Source organism: Methylocystis sp. WRRC1 (genome assembly GCF_020733155.1).
Lineage (GTDB): Bacteria > Pseudomonadota > Alphaproteobacteria > Rhizobiales > Beijerinckiaceae > Methylocystis.
On the sequence record NZ_JAJFZJ010000001.1, the window covers coordinates 3,475,568 to 3,495,549 of the forward strand.

At 65.5% G+C, this 19,982-nt stretch carries 20 protein-coding genes and 1 tRNA gene; 12 read left to right on the forward strand and 9 right to left on the reverse strand.

Features of this window, described 5'->3' with window-relative positions:
• The first annotated feature begins 177 nt into the window (after positions 1–177).
• Both LG047_RS17025 and lexA read left to right on the forward strand, forming a co-directional pair.
• A complete protein-coding gene (locus tag LG047_RS17025) occupies positions 178–1,401 on the forward strand; it encodes a murein L,D-transpeptidase family protein (RefSeq protein WP_227967929.1) in 1,224 nt (407 codons plus the stop codon).
• Positions 1,402–1,566: 165 nt separating this feature from the next.
• Complete coding sequence (gene lexA / locus LG047_RS17030) at positions 1,567–2,280, forward strand: transcriptional repressor LexA (protein WP_227967930.1); 714 nt, start codon at positions 1,567–1,569, stop codon at positions 2,278–2,280.
• 125 nt (positions 2,281–2,405) lie between these two features.
• Here the strand turns inward: lexA and LG047_RS17035 are convergent, their stop codons facing one another.
• Positions 2,406–4,679, reverse strand: a complete 2,274-nt coding sequence (locus LG047_RS17035) for a ComEC/Rec2 family competence protein (protein WP_227967931.1) — start codon at positions 4,677–4,679, stop codon at positions 2,406–2,408.
• Positions 4,680–4,897: 218 nt separating this feature from the next.
• Positions 4,898–5,107, reverse strand: coding sequence for a hypothetical protein (locus tag LG047_RS17040; RefSeq protein WP_227967932.1), 210 nt, complete (start codon positions 5,105–5,107; stop codon positions 4,898–4,900).
• A 131-nt stretch (positions 5,108–5,238) separates the two neighbouring features.
• On the opposite strand from LG047_RS17040, the gene LG047_RS17045 reads away from it, so the two are divergent.
• Positions 5,239–6,330: a DUF2336 domain-containing protein gene (locus LG047_RS17045; RefSeq protein ID WP_227967933.1), complete on the forward strand. Its 1,092-nt coding sequence runs from the start codon at positions 5,239–5,241 to the stop codon at positions 6,328–6,330.
• A 3-nt stretch (positions 6,331–6,333) separates the two neighbouring features.
• On the opposite strand, the gene LG047_RS17050 is transcribed toward LG047_RS17045, so the two are convergent.
• The 3 genes from LG047_RS17050 to LG047_RS17060 are packed head-to-tail and all read right to left on the reverse strand — an operon-like array spanning position 6,334 to position 9,305.
• Positions 6,334–6,675, reverse strand: a complete 342-nt coding sequence (locus LG047_RS17050; protein ID WP_227967934.1) for a DUF1491 family protein — start codon at positions 6,673–6,675, stop codon at positions 6,334–6,336.
• A gap of 49 nt (positions 6,676–6,724) precedes the next feature.
• Complete coding sequence (locus LG047_RS17055; protein WP_227967935.1) at positions 6,725–7,441, reverse strand: peptidoglycan-binding protein; 717 nt, start codon at positions 7,439–7,441, stop codon at positions 6,725–6,727.
• Positions 7,434–9,305: a PAS domain-containing sensor histidine kinase gene (locus LG047_RS17060; RefSeq protein ID WP_227967936.1), complete on the reverse strand. Its 1,872-nt coding sequence runs from the start codon at positions 9,303–9,305 to the stop codon at positions 7,434–7,436. Before LG047_RS17060 ends, LG047_RS17055 begins: the two co-directional genes overlap by 8 nt.
• A 229-nt stretch (positions 9,306–9,534) precedes the next feature.
• Between LG047_RS17060 and LG047_RS17065 the strand changes: the two genes are divergently transcribed.
• From LG047_RS17065 to LG047_RS17080, 4 genes are all read left to right on the forward strand, one after another.
• Positions 9,535–9,810: a hypothetical protein gene (locus LG047_RS17065; protein WP_227967937.1), complete on the forward strand. Its 276-nt coding sequence runs from the start codon at positions 9,535–9,537 to the stop codon at positions 9,808–9,810.
• A gap of 197 nt (positions 9,811–10,007) precedes the next feature.
• Entirely contained in the window at positions 10,008–10,667 is a 660-nt protein-coding gene (locus LG047_RS17070) for a hypothetical protein (protein ID WP_227967938.1), read from the forward strand.
• Between the two features lie 117 nt (positions 10,668–10,784).
• The gene (lepA, locus tag LG047_RS17075) at positions 10,785–12,590 is read left to right on the forward strand and encodes a translation elongation factor 4 (RefSeq protein ID WP_227967939.1); all 1,806 of its coding nucleotides are present in this window, start codon (positions 10,785–10,787) and stop codon (positions 12,588–12,590) included.
• Between the two features lie 141 nt (positions 12,591–12,731).
• Positions 12,732–12,986: a Txe/YoeB family addiction module toxin gene (locus tag LG047_RS17080; protein WP_227967940.1), complete on the forward strand. Its 255-nt coding sequence runs from the start codon at positions 12,732–12,734 to the stop codon at positions 12,984–12,986.
• Between the two features lie 59 nt (positions 12,987–13,045).
• Here the strand turns inward: LG047_RS17080 and LG047_RS17085 are convergent, their stop codons facing one another.
• Together LG047_RS17085 and LG047_RS17090 are read right to left on the reverse strand one after the other, a co-directional pair.
• A complete protein-coding gene (locus tag LG047_RS17085; protein ID WP_227967941.1) occupies positions 13,046–13,948 on the reverse strand; it encodes an EamA family transporter in 903 nt (300 codons plus the stop codon).
• Between the two features lie 33 nt (positions 13,949–13,981).
• A complete protein-coding gene (locus LG047_RS17090) occupies positions 13,982–14,710 on the reverse strand; it encodes a class I SAM-dependent methyltransferase (protein WP_036286443.1) in 729 nt (242 codons plus the stop codon).
• Between the two features lie 204 nt (positions 14,711–14,914).
• Between LG047_RS17090 and LG047_RS17095 the strand changes: the two genes are divergently transcribed.
• From LG047_RS17095 to LG047_RS17105, 3 genes are all read left to right on the forward strand, one after another.
• A complete protein-coding gene (locus LG047_RS17095) occupies positions 14,915–15,256 on the forward strand; it encodes a hypothetical protein (protein ID WP_227967942.1) in 342 nt (113 codons plus the stop codon).
• Positions 15,257–15,456: 200 nt separating this feature from the next.
• Positions 15,457–15,999: a restriction endonuclease gene (locus tag LG047_RS17100; RefSeq protein ID WP_227967943.1), complete on the forward strand. Its 543-nt coding sequence runs from the start codon at positions 15,457–15,459 to the stop codon at positions 15,997–15,999.
• A gap of 248 nt (positions 16,000–16,247) precedes the next feature.
• Positions 16,248–16,937, forward strand: a complete 690-nt coding sequence (locus LG047_RS17105; RefSeq protein ID WP_227967944.1) for a spermidine synthase — start codon at positions 16,248–16,250, stop codon at positions 16,935–16,937.
• 583 nt (positions 16,938–17,520) lie between these two features.
• Here LG047_RS17105 and LG047_RS17110 read toward each other — a convergent pair.
• Positions 17,521–17,596 (reverse strand) — tRNA-Glu (locus LG047_RS17110).
• Between the two features lie 112 nt (positions 17,597–17,708).
• On the opposite strand from LG047_RS17110, the gene LG047_RS17115 reads away from it, so the two are divergent.
• Both LG047_RS17115 and LG047_RS17120 read left to right on the forward strand, forming a co-directional pair.
• A complete protein-coding gene (locus tag LG047_RS17115; protein ID WP_227967945.1) occupies positions 17,709–19,010 on the forward strand; it encodes a glutamate-5-semialdehyde dehydrogenase in 1,302 nt (433 codons plus the stop codon).
• An 88-nt stretch (positions 19,011–19,098) separates the two neighbouring features.
• A complete protein-coding gene (locus LG047_RS17120) occupies positions 19,099–19,668 on the forward strand; it encodes a nicotinate-nucleotide adenylyltransferase (protein WP_227968522.1) in 570 nt (189 codons plus the stop codon).
• Between the two features lie 6 nt (positions 19,669–19,674).
• Here the strand turns inward: LG047_RS17120 and LG047_RS17125 are convergent, their stop codons facing one another.
• A complete protein-coding gene (locus LG047_RS17125) occupies positions 19,675–19,971 on the reverse strand; it encodes a hypothetical protein (RefSeq protein WP_036286459.1) in 297 nt (98 codons plus the stop codon).
• Positions 19,972–19,982: the final 11 nt, after the last annotated feature.

Genomic DNA, 19,982 nt, shown 5'->3' on the forward strand with positions numbered 1-19,982 from the left:
AATTTGCGGTTTTCACCATCCCGGATGGCGCCACGGACACTTTCTCGTCCCAATGTTTGGTCTAAATGCGGGTCGGCGCGGAAGGTCAGCCGTCACGCCGGGTAAGGATTGCGTTACGCGCAGGCGTGTAAAGGTTCTCGGACACGCGGGGGCGTCGCGCAAAGGGGAGCGGGTCGCATGAATTTCCAGGGTTTCAAGCCGTTTGCGGTTGTTGCGGCCTTCGCCGCCTTCACGCTGGCGGCCTGCGAGGACGGGGGCTTTTCGCACCGCTCGCTCGCGCCCATTCCGCCGGAGACGGTCGCGCTGATGGAGAAGGTCGGCACGACGAAGGAAGCGCCGATGCTCATCCGCGCCTACAAGAAAGAGGCGGAGCTCGAGATCTGGAAGATGCGGTCCGACGGCCGCTACGTCCATCTCAAAACCTTCCCCATGTGCCGCTGGTCGGGCCAGCTCGGCCCCAAGACGCGCGAGGGCGACCGCCAGGTGCCGGAGGGCTTCTATTCGATCACGCCGGCGCAGATGAACCCGAATTCGGCCTATTACCTGTCCTTCAACGTCGGCTACCCGAACCAGCTCGACCGCGCGCTGGGGCATAGCGGCGGGACCATCATGGTGCATGGCGCCTGCTCGTCGGCCGGCTGCTTCTCCATGACCGACAAGCAGATCGCGGAAATCTACGCGATTGCCCGCTCCTCCTTCGGCGGCGGCCAGCGCGCAATCCAGATGCAGTCCTATCCCTTCAAGATGACGGCCGAAAATCTGGCCAAGCACCGGCTCGACCCGAACATCGGCTTCTGGAAGAACCTGAAGGAAGGCAATGATCACTTCGAGGTGACGAAAGAGGAGCCGCAGGTCGCCTTCTGCGGCCGTCATTATGTCTTCAACGCCACGCCCGCGGGACATATGGACGCGGCCTCGGCCTGTCCGCCCTTGAAGCACAATCCGGAGATCGCGGCCCAGGTCGCCGAAAAGGCTGCCAAGGATGACGCCAAGGTGGCCGAGCTCGCCGAAAGCGGCGTGAAGCCGGTTCGCGTCGTCTATCAGGACGGCGGTCAGAACCCGGCCTTCGCCTCGCGCGTCGCCGAGGTGAGCCGCCCCGAGGCGATCGCCCCGCCAGTCGAAATCGCGCTGGAGGAAAAACCGGCCCGCGGCGCCGGCAAGGCCGCGACGCAGCTCGCCGCCAAATCGCCCGTCGTGACGGTCGCTGCCGCCAAGGCCGCCGCCGAGAGCCGGGAGGCAGAGGCGCCGCATCCGGTGGCGCAGGCCTTCGCGCCCGACGACCGCCGCGAGATGCAGGCGCTCGCCAGCGACGACAGCCCGACGAGCTCGATCAAGAAAGCGGCTCCCCGGAAGCCCGGCGCCCCCGATCCGGCGACAAAGAACAAAGCCGCCGCCCATTAGAGCGGCGGCGCCTCCGCGCCAGCTCCAGTTAACAGCTCCCTGACATTAGGCTTGCGGAACGCACCGGGAACGCATATGAATCGTTCATGATTTGTTTTTGAGCGATCCAGGCTCCCCTGCGGGTCTGTGTCGACGCTACGGCGCGAGTTCAGGGGCCAACTTTCGATGCTGACAAAGAAGCAAAGCGACCTTCTGCGCTTCATACATGAACGCCTGAAGGAGTCCGGCGTGCCGCCGTCCTTCGACGAGATGAAGGATGCGCTCGATCTGAGATCGAAGTCGGGGATTCACCGATTGATCCTCGCGCTAGAGGAGCGGGGCTTCATCCGCCGTCTTCCCAATCGCGCCCGCGCGCTCGAGGTGCTGCGCCTGCCTGAATCAGCGACGCCGCGCGGCGGCGGAGGGTCGCGGGGCGGAAAATTCTCGCCGGCTGTAATCGAGGGCAATCTCGGCCGTGTGCGGCCGCTGCACGAGCGGCGGGAGGAGGAGACCGAGCAGAATGTGGCGATTCCGGTCATGGGCCGGATCGCCGCCGGCACGCCGATCTCCGCGATCCAGAGCCGCAGCCACACCATCAGCCTGCCGCCCGACCTTCTGACCAGCGGCGAGCATTATGCGCTGGAAGTGCGGGGCGACTCCATGATCGAGGCCGGCATCCTCGACGGCGACACGGTCGTCATCAAGAAGCAGGACAACGCCGACACCGGCGACATCGTGGTGGCTCTCATCGACGACGAGGAGGCGACGTTGAAGCGTCTGCGCAAACGCGGCGCCTCGATTGCGCTCGAAGCGGCCAATCCGGCTTATGAAACGCGCATCTTCGGGCCGGATCGCGTGCGTATTCAGGGGAAGCTCGTGAGCCTCCTGAGGAAATACTGATTGGCCCGCATTCGCCCCATGCCCGCGCATGGCGAATGGGGGCGCGGCGGGCGTCCCGGGGCCGGAGCGAAGCTTCCTCCAGTCCGCAGCGCCTTGAAGCAGGGGCGATGCAAAAAAAACCGCGGTCAGTCGTCCAGCGGCTCCGCCGCCTGAGCGTCGTCATTGTCGCTTTCAATTTCAGAGGCCTCGGGCGTGGTGATCCGGCCGCGCCTTTCCTGCGGAGCCTGCGACCACGGTCGATCCTCGTCGACGCCGCGCGCCCTCGTCCATTCGATCTTCTCGCCCTTCAGTCGCAGGGAAATCGCGCCCGCTTCCGCAAGCTTGCGACGATCTATGACGATCGGCGCGGCGCAACCTTCGGGCGCATGAAGCGGCGTGACGATGATCGCCGCGCGCGCGCAGTCTTCCAGAAAGGCGCCGCGCTCATTCACAAGGGCGACGATGCGCCCGTCGAACAGTCTTCCGACGCATCCCAGATCGTCGCAGGCGACGCCAGCTCCGGCGTCTGCGGCCGCGCGGGAATCCGCGTCGGCGCGCAACCATTGTTCGGACGCGAAGACGCTCGGTCTTTTGCCCAGAAGGGCGATTTCGCCGGAGGCGGAACGGAAGGCCGCCGAGTCGCCCGCCGGCGGAACGGCTAGATCGAAACCCGTCCCGTTTTTCGCGCCGAGCAGGCCGACGAGCGCCAGCGGTATCGCGGTCGCCCGGAGCGACCACGTCCGCCATAGCACCGCCGACAGAACGGCAAGCGCGAGAAAGACGATCGCCCAGGGCGCAAAAGCCTTCACATGCAGGCTCGCCCCCGGCGCGCTCGCGATCAGCCCCGCGAGATAGATGACGAGATCGATCCCGATCTTCAGATAGCGCCAGACGAAGCCGTCGAGGCCGAAAGGATAGAGGACCGCGCCGATCAGCGCGCAAGGCACGGCGAAAAATTCGATGATCGCCAGGGTCAGCGGATTTCCGACCAGCACATATGGACTGAGCTCGTGGAAATCATTGGCCATGAAGGAGGCGGTGGCGGAGGTGGCGCAAAGGGTCGCGAGAAGCGCCGCGCCCGGTCCGTGCAGCAATCGCTCGACCAGGGCTTCGCGCAGTTCCGCAAGTCGCCCGCGCATGCTCGGGCCGACAGGGCGCGCGCGGCTTCGTCCGAGATAATCGCCGCGCCATTCATAGACCGCGATCAGCGCCGCGACGGCGGCGAAGGAAAGTTGAAAACTCGCGCCGAGCAGCGCCTCCGGCTCGAAGGCGATGATGAAAAAGGCGGCGAGCGCAAGATTGCGCATGGAGAGCGACGCGCGGTCGAACAACACGGCGACGAGCATGATGAGCGTCATGACCAGCGCGCGCTCCGTGCCGACGCGCGAACCCGTCGCGATGTCGTAGAGAATGGCGCCGAGGATAGCGAGCCCGGCCGCCCATTTCTTGATCGGGTAGTTGAGCGCCAGCGTCTGCGACATTGCGAGGAGGCGCCGGAAACCGACGAAGAAAATGCCGGCGACGAGCGTCATCTGCATGCCAGAGATGGTGATGATGTGAAAGATGCCGGCCCGGCGTATGAGGTCTTTCGCGTTACCGGAAAGGAAATCGCGCTTGCCTGTCACCATGGCGGCCGCGATGGCGCCCGCGTCGCCGTCGATCGTGCGATAGACGCGCAGGGCGAGCGCATTTCGCGCGCGATCGATGGCGGCGAAAAAGCGTAGCGAAATTGGCGCCGGATCGGGCGGCGGCATGACCTCGATGCGGCCGAGCGCGTTCCCGACGCCGCCGAGCCGCGCGAAATAGGCGTCGCGCGCGAAATCATAGCCGCCGGGCAGCGCCGCGCGGGCAGGGGGCATGAGCCGGGCTTTCAACGCGACGAAATCTCCCGCCGAGAAAGACGGATCGCCGCGTGTGGTGAGGCGCACGCGCGCCGGCGCGACTTCACCCGGCAGACCTTCCGCGCTCGCGACGCGCAGAATGAAGCGGGCGCCGGACCGCCGCGGGTCGAGCTCTTCCACGAAGCCGGTGAGTTCGCCGATCCCGACGCGCGGGATGATCGGCGCGGCGACGCGCGCGGTCCGCCACGCCGCGGAAGTGAAGCCGGCGGCGACGAAGGCGAGCGCCACGAATAATGCGCGCGCCCGCGCATGGCGGCGAGCAATGAAAGCGAACGCCGCGGCGGCGCCCAGGACTGCGAAGCAAAGCGGCAGCGGCGGTTCGCGCTCCGCGGTGAAATACAGCACGACGCCCGCGCCGGCGGCGACGACGAGCCAGAGGAACGGCCGTCGCAGCGCGGCCTCTTCCGCAAGCGCCGCGCGCAGCGCCTCGCCGATCCGATGCGCGCGCGGGGCGAGCCAAAGGGCGACGGCGCCGCCGCCGCGACGCTCCCCTTCCGCCACGCGCGAGGCTTCTCTCACCGCCCGCTCCAAATCGCCAAAAGGTAAAGCTGGAGCTTAACGTGGTTCCTCGCGCCTGTCTCGCCTCGCCCCGAGGCGTTCACAGGCGGCGCTCTCTATCCGCCGGGTTCCGGCGGGGGCGGGGAGCGAAAGCTTACGGGAAATCTTCGAGGAACGGCCTGCGGCGTTCCACAACGGCCGATCCAACCGTGGTCAGCAGGCGCAGGTCTTTGCCGACGTCATGCGCGGGCGCGGCTCTTGCGCTTCTTGCCGCCTCTCGGCGTGTGGCCGAGATCGGGCGGCGACCAGCCTCCCGCGGCGTCGGGCGTCTCTTCCATGCGCATGTAGCGCACGCCGAGAAAGAACAGGATTTGCGCATCGCCATTGAAAGGCTCGGCGCGGTTCGGCGCGTCTTTGATGCGCGTTCGGAAGGCGATGACCTCCCCCATTTCAGCCTCTCCGCACTTGCTGCGGCCAAAAGTGAATCGACCGTTACTTGGCAATTAGGGAATGGTGAGGGTTAATGTTCCGTCAACGAAGAGCTGCTAATTTTAGCAGTGTGTGCTGCGTAAGAGTTTAAGTGAGTGGACAGCTTATGCTTTCCGACAAGAGACAGCGGCGAGCCGACGACGCGTCGATCCTGCAGGTGATCGTCGACCAGTTCGTCGAGCGTCCAGTCCATCCATTCAGCGATATCAAGCAATTTGAACGGCTTGCGCTCGGTCTGATCGACATTGTCGACGCTGGCGCGGTCGCCCGCGTGGCGCGGCCGTTGTGTTTCCATCCGGAGACTCCCCCTTCGATTTTTGCGCGCCTTCTCGACAAGGGCGGCCCTTGCGCCGAGCTTGCGCTGGAATATGCGCCGGCGCTGCCGCGCGCCGAAACGGCGGTCCTCGCCGCCCGGTGCCCGACGGGATTCGCCCTCGCCCTCTCGCGCCGTCGCGATCTCGACCGCGAAATCATCGCCGCGCTGATGTCTCGCAACGAACCCCGGGTGTTGCGCTCGCTCGCCGGCAATCTCGCGGCGCATTTCGAATCCGCCGCGCGCCGCGTTCTGGCGCAGGCCGCGCGCGACGATGTGAGGCTGGCGCGCCTGCTGCTCGATCGCGACGATCTGGAAATCGATCCCGAACCGCTATTTCTCGCCGCGACGCGCCTCGAACGCACGGCGATCATCCTCAACGCCTGCCGCAAGGTTCTCGCCAGCGGCTATGCGGAGCCGCGCCGCGCCGATCCGGACTTCGTCGCGAGGCTGGAGGACGCCGCCCTGCGCAGGGATCGCGAGGAAATGGCCGCGCTGGTCGCGAATGCGCTCGACTGCCGGAAGGATCGGGCGCTGGCGGCGCTGACGGATTCGCTGGGCGAGGCGCTGGCCCTGACGCTCGTCGCGCTCGGCGTCGATACGGAGGCGGCGACGCGCATCTTCCTTTGCGCCGACGCGCCGATCGCTCACGACGTCGATCGCGTGCGCGCGCTCCTGCGGCTCATGCGCTCGACGCCGCAACGCGCGGCGGCGCAAATCGTTACGGCGATCACCGGCGCGGCGCGGACGGAGAAGGAGCCCGCGCGCCGGAATGGTTCGCGCGAGGAAGCAGTGACGGCTCCCGGCTGGCGACGGAGTTTGCCGCGCCAGAACGGCGTCGCCGCGCGCAAACTCGATCAATCCGCGTGACCCTCACGCCGCGAGATCGACGAAGACGCGCCCCTCGCGGTCCTCGATCTCGACGATCCATAAATCGGGATCGAACATGATTTCGCGCTTCAGCCGCGCTTCAGCCTCGGCGGGGTCGAGCCATTCGCTGGAGTGGGCGCGCGCGAACAGCCGGTCGACGCCCGCGGGCGTTTCCTCGCTCTGTGGCGCAGGTCCGTAGATTGCCGTGCGGCCGTCGAGTCGATCGAGCTTGATGAAAAGGGCGCCCGCTTCCGCCGCGCCGCGCCGGCGCAACATGGCGACGGCGCCTTGAGCTTCCGCGCGACGGATGAGGGCGGAAGCGAAAATATCCGATCTGAGCCGCATGGCTGACGATGTAGCGCGGACGTGCCCGCGCTACAAATGATCGCCTTGCTTACTGATGCGCGAGGCCGGAGCGGGTCGCGAGCTGGCGCATGACCTTGGGGCTGAGCTGGCCCTTCACCGGCAGGCCGCTGTCGCGCTCGAACTTTTCTATCGCCTGGCGGGTCGTGCCGCCGAAGACGCCGTCCGCGCGCACCACGTAACCGAGCTTGAGAAGCGCGCGCTGCGCATAAAGCACGTTCTTGTCCGGACCGGCCTCCGCCTCCTTTTCCGCCGCGCCGCCGAGCAGCTGGCTGATCGGATCGCGCTTTTTCTCGGTGGTCGTTTTGCTGACTTCGGTTTTCGCGACTTCGGCCTTCTCTGGCTTTGCGGCGTCCGTCCTGGTTCGCTCGACCTTCGCCGGCGGGCGCGGCGACTCCGGCTTTGCGGCCTCGGCCTCGGCGCGCGTCGCGGCGATTTCTGTGGGCCGCACCGGCGGCTTCGGCGCCGCGGCGGTTTCTGTCTTCTCCGCGACGGGCAGATGCGTCGAGAAAAGCGGGGCCGGATGGCGTCCGTCCTGGAAGAAGAGCGCGTTCATCGGCACGCCGACGGCCGCAAGACCGCCGATGCCGAGAAGCAGCAGAACGCTCATCCGCTTGAGGCCGAAAACGCGCGACAGAACCGACGGGCGGTTTTTGTCGGCGCGCTTGGCGCTCGCGCGGCGCCTGGGGGCGGAGCGTTCCTCGGGAAGGGACTGGCGCCCTGAGGCGCTGAGCGAAGCGTCACGCAATTTTCTTCACCGTTTCCTTTTCGAAGCCCACGTCGCTGTTGTGACAGGCGCCGTGACGGGCGATGGTTTCGATTTTCGCCGAGGCGCCCCCGGCGCCGTTCTGCGCGCGGCAGTCGAGGGGCAGGCGCACCGTGACGGAGGTGCCCTTGCGCGGCGCGCTCTCCACGGTGATCGAGCCGCCATGCAGGCCCACGAGGCCGCGCACCACCGAGAGGCCGAGACCCGTGCCTTCATGCGTGCGGTCATGCGACGCGCTCGCCTGGAAGAAGGGATCGCCGAGCCGCGCGAGATCGGCGGGGGCGATGCCGATGCCGCTGTCGATCACGGAGATGCCGAGGTGATTCCCCTCCGGAGCGAGACGGATCTTCACCTTGCCGTTGGCGGGGGTGAACTTCACCGCATTGGAGAGGAGATTGAGCAGGATCTGCTTGCAGGCGCGCTTGTCGGCGACGAGATCGTCGATGTCGCGGCGATAGTCGCGCAACAGCGTCACGGCGGACTGGTCGGCCTTCAGCTGCACCATGTCGCAGCACTGATCGATCAGCGCCGGCAACGAGAAGGGCTCCGGGAAAATCTGCATCGAACCCGACTCGATCTTCGACATGTCGAGGATCGTATTCACGACTTCGAGCAGGTGATGACCCGAATTGCTGATGATTTCCGCATATTCGCGCTGCTTGCCCGGATCGGTCGGCGCGAGTTCCGGATTTGCGAGCATTTCCGAAAAGCCGATGATCGCGTTGAGCGGCGTGCGCAGCTCGTGGCTGACGTTGGCGAGAAAGCGCGTCTTGCTCGCCGTGGCCCGTTCGCTCTCGGCGCGCGCCGCCGCGATGGCTTCCTCGGCGCGTTTCGCCGCGGTCACGTCGCGCAGGATGCAGACGACGGGAACGACGGTTTCGATATTTTCCTCAATTCCCGTTTCGAGATCGTCGGCGATCGGTTCGGCGCGGCACATGCGCGCGTCGAAATAATTGAACACCGGCTCCACATATTTGCCGGAGGCGGTCGCCGCGAGCGCAACCTGCACGCGCAGCACCGCCGTCGTCGGCCTGGCGCGGTCGAAGGCGTCGGAGACGAGCTTCAGAAAGGCGGGACGATCGGCGATATGGACGCGCTGGAAGAAGCCGCGTCCGATCAGATCGCGACGGTCGAGACCATAGGTCTTGTGCGTGTCGCCGACGATGGTCGAGACGGTGCCGTTGCGGTCGAGATGCAGCACGATGTCGCCGATCGCGTCCGTAAGCAGCCGCAGGTCGCGCGCGTTCTGCGCGTCGGAGCGCATGCGGACGTTCTCGGCGCGGATCGCGCAGATCGCGACCACGGCGATGTAGAGCAGAAGCGGCGCCGCGAGCATGGCGATGCTGGTCGAATGCTCGATCGATGTCAGCTCCGGGGATGGAAACCGCAAGCCGGCCGTGAGCGCGAGGACGTCCACGGTCGCCGCCTCGATGACGAAGACCATGACGATCTCCGGCGTCAGCGCGGCCTCTACAAGCGCAATCGTCAGAAGCGCGATCGAGATGATCTCATAGCCTTCGGTCAATCCGTGCACGGCCACGGCCATCGCGAGCCAGCCGAAGATCGAGAGGCTCTGCGCGAGACGCAACCTGCCGGTGCGCACGAGAACCACGATCGAGATCAGCGGTATCTGCGCGAGAAAGAAGATCAGGCTCTGCGACGGCGTCGGAACGCCATAGAAGAAGAGCCAGAAGGGCGTTCCCAACAGAACGCTGGCGGCGACCACGAGCCGGGCCAGGATGAATGACCGATGGCGGGCGGCTTCGAGTGGACGGCCGGCGACGCTCTCATGGACGAGATGCTCAACCCAAGACGGGCGCCAGTTATGATTGGCAACAATACGCAAATCATACGCTCCTGATTTGGTTTACTCTCGCAAGCCGTTCTTAAATGACTGCTAAGCGTGCGACCGCGCAGGCGCCTTGTTTTGAAATCGCGCGCGGCGTTTCATCTTCATGGTTTCTGGATGGTTGCCGCGTTTCGAGCGTTAAAGCGCCGCTTACATTTACGAAGGGTCAACCCAATCGTTACAAAACGCTGTTGTCCGCAGTTCTTGCGACGTCGGGAGACGCGCCTTGGTTTTTCTCGCCAAATGCCTGATCTGCATCGCGCTGGTCATGGCGGCGCTTCAGTGGCGGCCATTGACGGCGCCGGCGCCAACGCCAGCGCATAGCGCGCGACCCGCCGGCGCGCCGCAGCCGCCGCGGCGTCCCCAACTGGACGAAGCCGCGCATTCTCTCGTGCAGGCCGGCGTGGACGCGCTGGCGACGACGGCGCGCGACAAATGTCTGGCGAATCCGCGCGAATGCGCCGCCGCGCTGCAGCGCCTTCAGGCCCTGCGGGAGCGATGAGTCGTCGCAAGCGGCAATCCACGGGGAAGTTTCGTGTTTTGCAAGGGCAAGCCGCAGATTTTTTGCCGAATCGCAAAATTGACTTTATTGAGGGAAACGGTTGGAAGGCGTTTAGAGGCCGAACCGCTACCGACGCACATCCGCGCAGCGCCCGTTGCGCGCGCCCCGGCAAATCCATTCTTCATCAGGAGGCGGTCATGTCCGACGATACCGTTTCGCAGCCCGAAGACACAGTTTCGCGCGCGGAATTCGCCAGTCTGCAGGAACAGCTGAAGACAGCGAGAGCAGAGCGCGACCGCCAGATATTCGAGAAATCGGAAATCGTCGCGAAGGCAAACGCCTGCTCGAAGGAGCGCGACGATCTGAAGGAGCAGCTCGCCTCCGTCCTTACCGAGCGCGACAAGATCATCGGCGATGTCGTCGCCGATCACGACAAGATTGTCGCCGACATCACCTCCCAGCGCGATGGGCTCGCAATGGAAAAGGCGGCGCTCGCGGCGTCCCTTCAGGATGCGACGCGCCGCGCCGAGGAAGCCTCCCGACGGGCCGATGAAGCCGCCGCCGAAATCCAGCGCCTGCGCGGCGTCATCGACGCCGCGCCGCCGAGCGACCTCGTCGCCGTGTTTTGGGCGCTCCTCTCCCAGAAGACCAAGGCGGCCGTCGCCTGGGTCCGCGGCAAGATCCCGGCGGACAGCCCGCTTCTGCCCTGGTTCGACAAGACGGTCGAGACTGTGACCAAGGTCGGCTGCATCGCCGTGACCCTCACGGTCGACTTCGTCCGATGGGCGACGCCGAAGGTCATCGACCTGTCGAAGCAGGGCATAGCCAAGGTCGAGGAAATGCTGGCCAAGAAATAGGCTCTCGCCCGTATCCCGGCCGCCTGAAGCGGCGCGGGGCGCAGGTTGCGGGGAATGCGGGCGCGGTCGGTTAACCGCGCCCTTTCCTTTGGGGCCGGGCGCTGCTATCCGACGCCCATGAGCACCCACAAAATCGACAACATCCGCAATTTCTCGATCGTCGCCCACATCGACCACGGCAAATCGACTCTCGCCGACCGCCTGATTCAGGAGACCGGGACCCTCGCCGCCCGCGAGATGGTCGAGCAGGTGCTCGATTCGATGGACATCGAGCGCGAGCGCGGCATCACGATCAAGGCGCAGACCGTGCGCCTGAATTATCGCGCCAAGGACGGTCAGGATTACGTCCTCAATCTGATGGACACGCCCGGCCATGTCGACTTCGCCTATGAGGTCTCGCGCTCGCTGAAGGCCTGCGAGGGATCGCTGCTGGTGGTCGACGCCTCGCAGGGCGTCGAGGCGCAGACGCTGGCCAACGTCTATCAGGCGATCGACGCGGGGCACGAAATCGTGCCGGTCCTCAACAAGATCGACCTTCCGGCGGCCGAGCCCGACCGCATCAAGGAGCAGATCGAGGAGGTCATCGGCCTCGACGCCTCGGACGCCGTGCTGATTTCCGCCAAGACCGGAATCGGCATTCCGGACGTGCTGGAGGCCATCGTCACGCGCCTGCCGCCGCCTACGGGCGACGAGAAGGCGCCGCTGAAGGCGCTGCTGGTCGACAGCTGGTACGACGCCTATCTGGGCGTGGTGGTGCTGGTGCGCATTTTCGACGGCACGCTGAAGAAGGGCCAGAAAATCCAGATGATGGGCGCAGGCGCCCATTACGAGGTGGACAAGATCGGCGTCTTCCGTCCCAAGATGCAGGACGTGGCCCAACTCGGCCCCGGCGAGGTCGGCTTCATCACCGCCCAGATCAAGCAGGTGGCCGATACGCGCGTCGGCGACACGATCACCGACGAGCGCAGGCCCACGGCCGAGGCGCTGCCGGGCTTCAAGCCGGCGCAGCCGGTGGTGTTCTGCGGGCTCTTCCCGGTCGACGCCGCCGACTTCGAGGATTTGCGCGCCGCCATCGGCAAGCTGCGCCTGAACGACGCGAGTTTTTCCTATGAGATGGAGACATCGGCGGCGCTCGGCTTCGGTTTCCGCTGCGGCTTCCTCGGCCTGCTGCATCTCGAGATCATTCAGGAGCGCCTGCAGCGCGAATTCAATCTCGACCTCATCGCGACGGCGCCGTCGGTCGTCTACAAGATCACCCTGACGAACGGCGACGAGATCGAGCTGCACAACCCGGCCGACATGCCGGACGTCGTGAAGATCGACGAGATCAAGGAGCCGTGGATTCGCGCCACGATCCTCACGCCCGACGACTATCTCGGCTCGGTGCTGAAACTCTGTCAGGACCGGCGCGGCGTGCAGGTCGATCTCAATTACGTCGGCAAGCGCGCCATGGCGGTCTATGACCTGCCGCTCAACGAGGTCGTCTTCGACTTCTACGATCGCCTGAAGTCGATCTCGAAAGGCTATGCGTCGTTCGATTACCAGCTCACCGACTATCGCGCCGGCGATCTCGTCAAGATGAGCATTCTCGTCAACGCCGAGCCGGTGGACGCGCTCTCCATGCTGGTGCATCGCACCCGCGCCGAGGGGCGCGGCCGCGCCATGTGCGAGAAACTCAAGGAGCTGATCCCGCCGCACATGTTCCAGGTGCCGATTCAGGCGGCCATCGGCGGCAAGATCATCGCACGCGAAACGGTGCGCGCCTTCCGCAAGGACGTGACGGCGAAATGCTATGGCGGCGACGCGACCCGCAAGCGCAAGCTTCTCGAAAAGCAGAAGGAAGGCAAGAAGAAGATGCGCCAGTTCGGCCGCGTGGAGATCCCGCAGGAGGCGTTCATCGCGGCGCTGAAGATGGAGGATTGAGAGGGCTTGAGCATTTTCGGACTAGCGTAAATAATTTGAAGAGACGGCGCATCTGCTGAAAAACCTGCGCAACGCCGGGCGGCTCCTCGCCGCGATCGACCGGCTCGATGCAGGCAAAGGCGCAGAGCGCAAGCTCTCCGAATGAAGATCGTTATCGCGGAGCAAGCCTGGGAAGATTACCTTTATTGGGAGGCGCGGGACGCGAAGTTACTGGAACGGATCAATTCGCTCGTGAAGAAATGTCGGCGCACGCCCTTCACGGGATCGGACAAGCCAGAACCCTTGCGCGGCGATCTGCGCGATTGGTGGTCACGACGAATTACGCTTGAACACTTGTTCGTGTATCGCATGGAGTGCGAGAGCCTGCTGATCGCGCAATGCAGGTATCATTATTAATTGGTTCTATACCGAGGGCGGTCGAGGCGCGAGGCAGGAAGGGAGCCTCTCGAAAACGCTCACCCCCTCGCCAGCGCAATCATCACCGCGCCCGCGAGCATCACCGCCGCGCCGAGCAGGCGGCCGCCGGTCTCCTCTTTCAGCACTCGCCCGCTCGCCAGCACGGTGAACAGCGCAGACAGCCGCTTGATGGCGATGACATAGGGTGTGAACAGCACCGTCAGCGCCCACATCTGCACCGTATTTCCGAACGCCATCGCCGAGCCGGCGCCGAGCGCGTAGCGCAACGTCCGCAGGCGCGGGGCGGGGCGGCGTCCGGCGGCCCAATAAGCGAAGGCGCATAGCGCGATCACGATCGTCACCGCCGTAATCCAGATCAGCGGCGTCGAGGCCTGCACGCCCAGCTTGTCGATATTGGCGGTGACGCTCCATATCACCGCCGTCGCTATCATCGAGCGCGCGCCCGCGTCGCGCGCGAAGATCGCGAAATTGAACCGCTTGCCATTGGCCTGATTGGCGTCGAGCAGCCCGACGCCCAGCACCGTGAACAGCACGCCGAACATGCCTAAGGGCGGCGCCTGCTCGCCCGTCATGACCGGCGAGGTGACGAGCATCAGGACCGGGGTCAGCAGGACGAGCGGCGCGACGAGCGAGGCGTCGGAGAGTCGAAAAGCCCGGATATAGAGGGCATAGGCGACGACGTTGAGCGCGCCGGACCAGGCGAGCAGCGTCCAGAAATTCGGCCGCGTCACCTCCGCCAGCGTCGCGCCCGGCGCGCTCAGCAGCCCCGGATGGGCGATGAGGCAGGAGGCGGTCAGCAGCAGCGCGCCGACGCCCCATTGCGCGGCGAGGATGGCGCGATCATCCGCCTCCCGAGTCGCGGCCTTGGTGCCGAGATCGGTAAGAGATTGGCAGATCGCCGTCACGAGCGCGGCGAAGAGGGCGAGAAGCGCGAGATCCATGCCGCGCTATACCGCGCCGGCACTCATTTGCAACTAGGGTTTCACCGCGCGCAAAAGCGTGTCGACGCCGTCGCGGAAATCCACCGTGACGGGCGCGAAGCCGAGCGCGGCGAGTTTCTTCAACGACGGCTCGTAATACATGATGTGGTCGGGCGACTCGTCGCTGTAGAGATGGACGACCCAGTCCTCGAGCAGATCGAGCCGGTTCATCTCCCTGAACATCTTGAACCAGCGGCGGACCATGGTCTGCGTGTCGGCGAGATGCGCGGCGCGGTCGTCCATCGCGTAACGGTCGCCGTTGATGAAAAGCCCGCCGGATTTCAGCACGCGAAAGATCTCGGCGAGAACGTCGTCGCGATAGTCGTCGAGGAAATTGTGGATCGCGTAATTCGAGGCGACAACGTCGACGCTCGCGTCGGGCAGGGCCTGGAGCGCGGAGAGCGCATCCGCTTCTTTGAACTCGACGCGGCCGGCGGCGACGTAACCGGCGAGATTTTCGCGCGCCTGCTCCAGCATTCTGGCGGCGCTGTCCACGGCGATGAGCTTCAGATCATCGCGGCCGGCGAGCAGCGCCAGCGTGCAGACGCCCGTGCCGCAGCCGATCTCGAAGCCGGTCAGCGCGCCCGCCTCGGGGCGCCACGCGCCGACCGTCTCGCCAACGCGTTTCGCGAGGTAAGCGTGGTTCGGGCACATCAGCCGCAGCATGTCATATTCGGCGCCGATCGGGCCGGTGAAGAGATTGTCCTGCAGGCGTGACGACATTTCGCGGGCTTCCCAACAAGATGGACGCTGAGCGTTGGTAACGGGGGCGGACGCGGAAATCAATTTTTCCCCGCGCGCCCGCTGCGTTCGTGGCGGCAATGCTTTTGTCAATCGACTGTGGCGCGAAACGAGATAAACTGCGCCATAGTCCGTGGCGCCGGGCTGGAGCTGCGCCGGATCGCGGCGGACGCAGGGGAGGGGATCGTGAAAACAGTCGTCGCCGCGCTCGCTATGTTTCCGATCCTGCTCTTGGCGCCGGGCCCCGCCGCCGGCGCCGTGAACTGCTATCCGCAGGCGGCGGGCGTGGCGGGCGTCATCGCCGATCAAAAGGACGTCATCGCCGCCGTCAATTGTCTCGGCCAGCAACTCGCAGAATTGCGGCGAGCCGCCACGATCTCGGATCAGAACCAGACAGCGCGCGTGGAGGAGTTGGCCCGGCAAATTGCGGAGCTGCAGGGCGCCGTCGAGGTTTTGTCGAGACGCGTCTCGGCGCTCGAGGGCCGGCTGAACGATGTGCTGACGCCTCTGGCGACGAGGCCGTGGTAGGCTGGCGACTGAAATCGAGCGTCAGTGATCCCGCCCCGCGCGCGTGATCACGCCGATTCAGCGGGGAGCATCGAAACCGCGATGCGATGCTCGGCGCGAGCGGAGCGGCCGAGCCCGGCCTTGTCGCTTGGCGCCAACATCGAAAAAAATTTATCTCCAGCCTTTCATATCTCATAGATTCGACGCCAGAACGAATGACCATGACGGGGAGGATCGTGCGCTGCCAGGAGAAAAGTCGCGGCACGGCAAATTGCGTGATCTGGATTGTCGTATTCACCGTCCTTGCCGGACTCTTCTGGCCGCGCGCCGCTGGCGTCGTCTTCATGGGTCTCGCATTTCTCGGCCTGCTCCATCTGGCGGTTCTCGCTCATGAAGAGATCACGCAGGCTAGGTTTCAGGAGGACATGAGTCCGGAAGAGTTCGAGCACTATTGCGCCGCCGTGTTGCGGGAGATGAAATGGAACGCCCGCGTCACTCGCGCCAGCGGCGACCAGGGCGTGGACATCGTGGCCGACAAGCGCGGCATGCGCATCGTAATCCAGTGCAAGAAGTATTCGAAGCCGGTCGGCAATCGCGCGGTTCAGGAAATTGTCGCAGCGATCGCCCACGAGGACGCTCAGCGAGGCGTCGTCGTCGCCACCAGCGATTACACGCCGGCGGCCGAGAGGCTGGCGGCCTCCAATCAGGTTCTGCTGCTGCACCACGCGGATTTACGCAGGATCGACAGGCTTCTTGCCCGGTGATCGACCGGAGCGGGCGAGGCCTCCACTGGCGGCTACGGAGGCGAGGCGGACGGGCGCGACCTTGGACATCTGGGGGCCGGCAATGCGACTGCGTCCGTATGAGCCCGCATGTCCGGGCCGACGCGGGGGGCATATGTCGAGCCGGGCCGATCTCTCGCCTTGAACCCGTTTTCTGGTGACAAGCGCATGATTTTGAACCAATGCATGTCGATGCGCGAAACGCCGCCCGCTGAACCCGAAAGCCGCAGATGATTCCGCGTATATTGCTCGACACGGCGCAGATTCCCGGCGGCGAGGGCGAGCTGCGGCTCATGCGTCGCGGCGCCGAATTCTCGATCATGTTGGGCAACAACGAATTGATGAACAGCCGCCTCAGCGGCTCCGAGGAAGCGCTCGCCACGCTTTCCTGCGAGAGAATTCGCGCCCGCCCGCAGCCGCGAATTCTCATCGGCGGGCTGGGGATGGGATTCACGCTGCGCGCGGCCCTCTCCGTCCTGGACGCGCAGGCGCGGATCGTCGTCGCCGAACTCGTTCCGGCGGTTGTGGCCTGGGCGCGCGGTCCAATGGCCGAGGTCTTCGGCGACAGTCTGACGGATCCGCGCGTGCGCATCGAGGAAGCGGATGTCGGGCGCGTGATCCGTTCCGGTCGTTCGGCTTTCGATGCGATTTTGCTCGATGTCGACAATGGTCCCGAAGGGCTCACCCGCGAGGCCAATGACAGTCTCTACAGCATCGCGGGATTGACCGCCGCCCGCGATGCGCTTCGCCCCGGCGGCGTGCTGGCGGTCTGGTCATCGGGGCCGGATCAGAATTTTTCGCGGCGCCTCGGCAAGGCCGGCTTCGATATGGAAGAGGTCAAGGTGCGCGCCAACCGGGCGCGCGCCGGCTCCCGGCATGTCATATGGCTCGCGACGCGGCGCGATGCGGGAAGCAGGTGAGCGTATCGACAGCCGCGCAGCTGTTTTCTCGCGGCGCGGCCCAGCGTAGCGGCGGCCCTTCATATCGGCGCGGGCTTTATCGAAACATTCGATAAAGGGCTTCGAAGAGGCCGACATCCACCGATATCAGCATCAGCGCTATCGCAGCGATTTCCGCCAGTCGGAGCAATTCCCTTTGCATGCGCATCATACGCTCCCTTGGTGGCGCGTGTGATGCGAGTCAGGTGGCGCGGTCTTCCGCATGAACAAGCGGGACGCGTCGGGGAGAAATACTCGGGCAACAAAAGACGGTTAGCGCCGCCTCGGCGACAACCGCCAGCGCCTGAAGCCGCGTCCGGCGGATCGCGCTAATCTGCTCCACGGACCAGGCGAGCAGATTCTGCGCTCGTTGGCGAGTCTCGCCCTCGTCTTACTGAAACCTCGAAGCGTCCAAGCGGAGCTGTCGCCTTGAGGCGGCTCGGTCAGGGGATTGGCTGGCGAACACGGAGGTCGATGCGTCGTCGCGCTCGCTCCACCCATGCGGGTGAGCTTCCGATTTCCGCCCGCCGAACGGCGGCCGCAATTAAGATATATTTGATTTTCCTGGCGCTCCCTAGGGGACTCGAACCCCTGTTTTCGCCGTGAGAGGGCGACGTCCTAGACCGCTAGACGAAGGGAGCGGGGAGGCCGTTCTATAGACTGCCCGTTCCCGCTCGGCAAGAGGCTCGACGCCGACTTTTCCGCTTCTGTGCATCGTGATAGCGGAACAGGGTTCTTTACCGGATCATCGACATGACGCAGCCCCTGAGAAACGAAACGCCCGACGCCGACGCTGCGGGTCTCGCCGCCGCGCTTTCCGAACTGGGCTGCGCCGCCCGGCAGGCTGCGCGCGCCGTGGCGCTGGCGAGCGCAGAAGCCAAGAACAGGGCGTTGCGCATGGCGGCGGAAGAAATCCGTCGGCGGAGCGGCGCGATCCTCGCCGCGAACGCTCTCGACGTCTCCGACGCCAGGGCGCGCGGCACGGCGGGCTCCTTCATCGACCGGCTAACGCTCGATCCCTCGCGCGTCGAGGCCATCGCGCGCGGCGTCGAGGAGATCGCCGATCTGCCTGATCCGGTCGGTCGCGTGCTCGCGCGATTCGAGCGGCCCAACGGGCTTGTCATCGAGCGCGTGTCGACGCCGCTCGGCGTCATCGGCGTCATCTATGAGAGTCGCCCCAATGTGACGGCCGACGCCGGCGCCTTGTGCCTCAAGGCCGGCAACGCCGTGATTTTGCGCGGCGGCTCGGAAAGCCTGCGTTCCTCGGGCGCCATTCACGCCTGCCTCGTGGCGGGGCTCGAGGCGGCCGGATTGCCGAAGGCGGCGATCTCGCTTGTGCAGACCGCGGACCGCGCGGCGGTTGGCGCCATGCTTGCCGGGCTCGACGGCAATATCGACGTCATCGTGCCGCGCGGCGGCAAGAGCCTCGTCGCGCGCGTGCAGCATGAGGCGCGCGTGCCGGTCTTCGCGCATCTCGAAGGGATCGTGCATGTCTTCGTGCACAAGGACGCCGATCTCGACATGGCGAAGCGCGTGCTGCTCAACGCCAAGATGCGGCGCACCGGCATTTGCGGCGCGGCGGAGACATTGCTCGTCGACACGGCCTGCGCGTCGACGCATCTCACGCCGCTTGTCTCCATGCTCATCGACTCGGGCTGTGAAGTGCGCGGGGACGCGGCGACGCAGGCCGCCGACGCGCGCGTGAAGCCGGCCGCAGAGGAGGACTGGAGCGCGGAATATCTCGACGCGATCATCGCCGCGAAAGTGGTGGACGGACTCGACGCCGCAATCGACCACATCGAGAAATATGGCTCGCATCACACCGACTGCATCATCACGCGTGACGAGGCGGCGGCGCAGCGATTCATGAATGAAGTGGATTCCGCCATCGTGCTGCACAACGCCTCGACGCAGTTCGCCGACGGCGGCGAATTCGGCTTCGGGGCCGAGATCGGCATCGCCACGGGCCGCATGCATGCGCGCGGGCCTGTAGGCGTGGAGCAACTCACCTCGTTCAAATATCGGGTGCATGGGGCCGGGCAGGTGCGGGGGTGACGGGCGGCGCGTGGATTTCCAGTCGCTCGAACCGCCATCGTCGGGCGTGAGGCGCGGTTTCGTCCGCCTCCCCCCTCACGCGCCCGGCATGCGCATCGGGCTTTTCGGCGGCTCTTTCAATCCGCCGCATGAGGGGCATCTGCTGGTCTCCCGTATCGCGCTGCGGCGGCTGCGGCTCGACAGGCTCTGGTGGCTGGTTTCACCCGGCAATCCATTGAAGGACACGCGCGAACTGCCCTCGCTGGCCGCGCGCATGGCGGCGGCGCGGCGCATTGCGCGCGATCCGCGGATCGTGGTCACGGGTCTGGAGGCGGAGGTCGGCGCGCGCTTTACGATCGATACGCTGCGCTATCTGCGCGCCCGTTGCCCGGGCGTTCGCTTCGTCTGGATCATCGGCGGGGACAATCTGCTACAACTCGATCGCTGGCGACGATGGGAAGACATCATGCGCCTTGCGCCGGTCGCCGTGATCGACAGGCCCGGCGCGACGCTGCGAGCGGCGAACGCAAAGGCGGCGCTGCGCTTTCCCCAGTCTCGCCTTCCGGAGCGCGAGGCCGCGCGGATAGCGTTCGCTGCTCCACCCGCCTTCGTTTATCTGCACGGGCCGCGCAGCGCGGTCTCGTCGACCGAGCTGCGCCGAGGCGCAAGGCTATCCTGACCGGTCCTATTTCCGGTCGAACAGCGGAATGATCCAGCGCTTGTAGGCCCAGAAGCTCGCTGGGATGCCGACGAAGATCGCAAGCCACATCATCATGGAGCTATCCATGCCGCCGCGCTCGTAATAGCCGCCGCCTTCCGTCACCGCCTGTGTGTAGGGGTTGCGCACGAACAGCGTCAGCGCGAAGGAGCCGACGACGATCGCTCCCACAATGTAATAGAAGCTCTTGGGCACGAGGATCACTGGCCGGGCGTTTTGCGGCGGCTTCTGTTCTTCCGGCGAGTTTTTCTGATCTTCGGACATGGGTGCTCTCC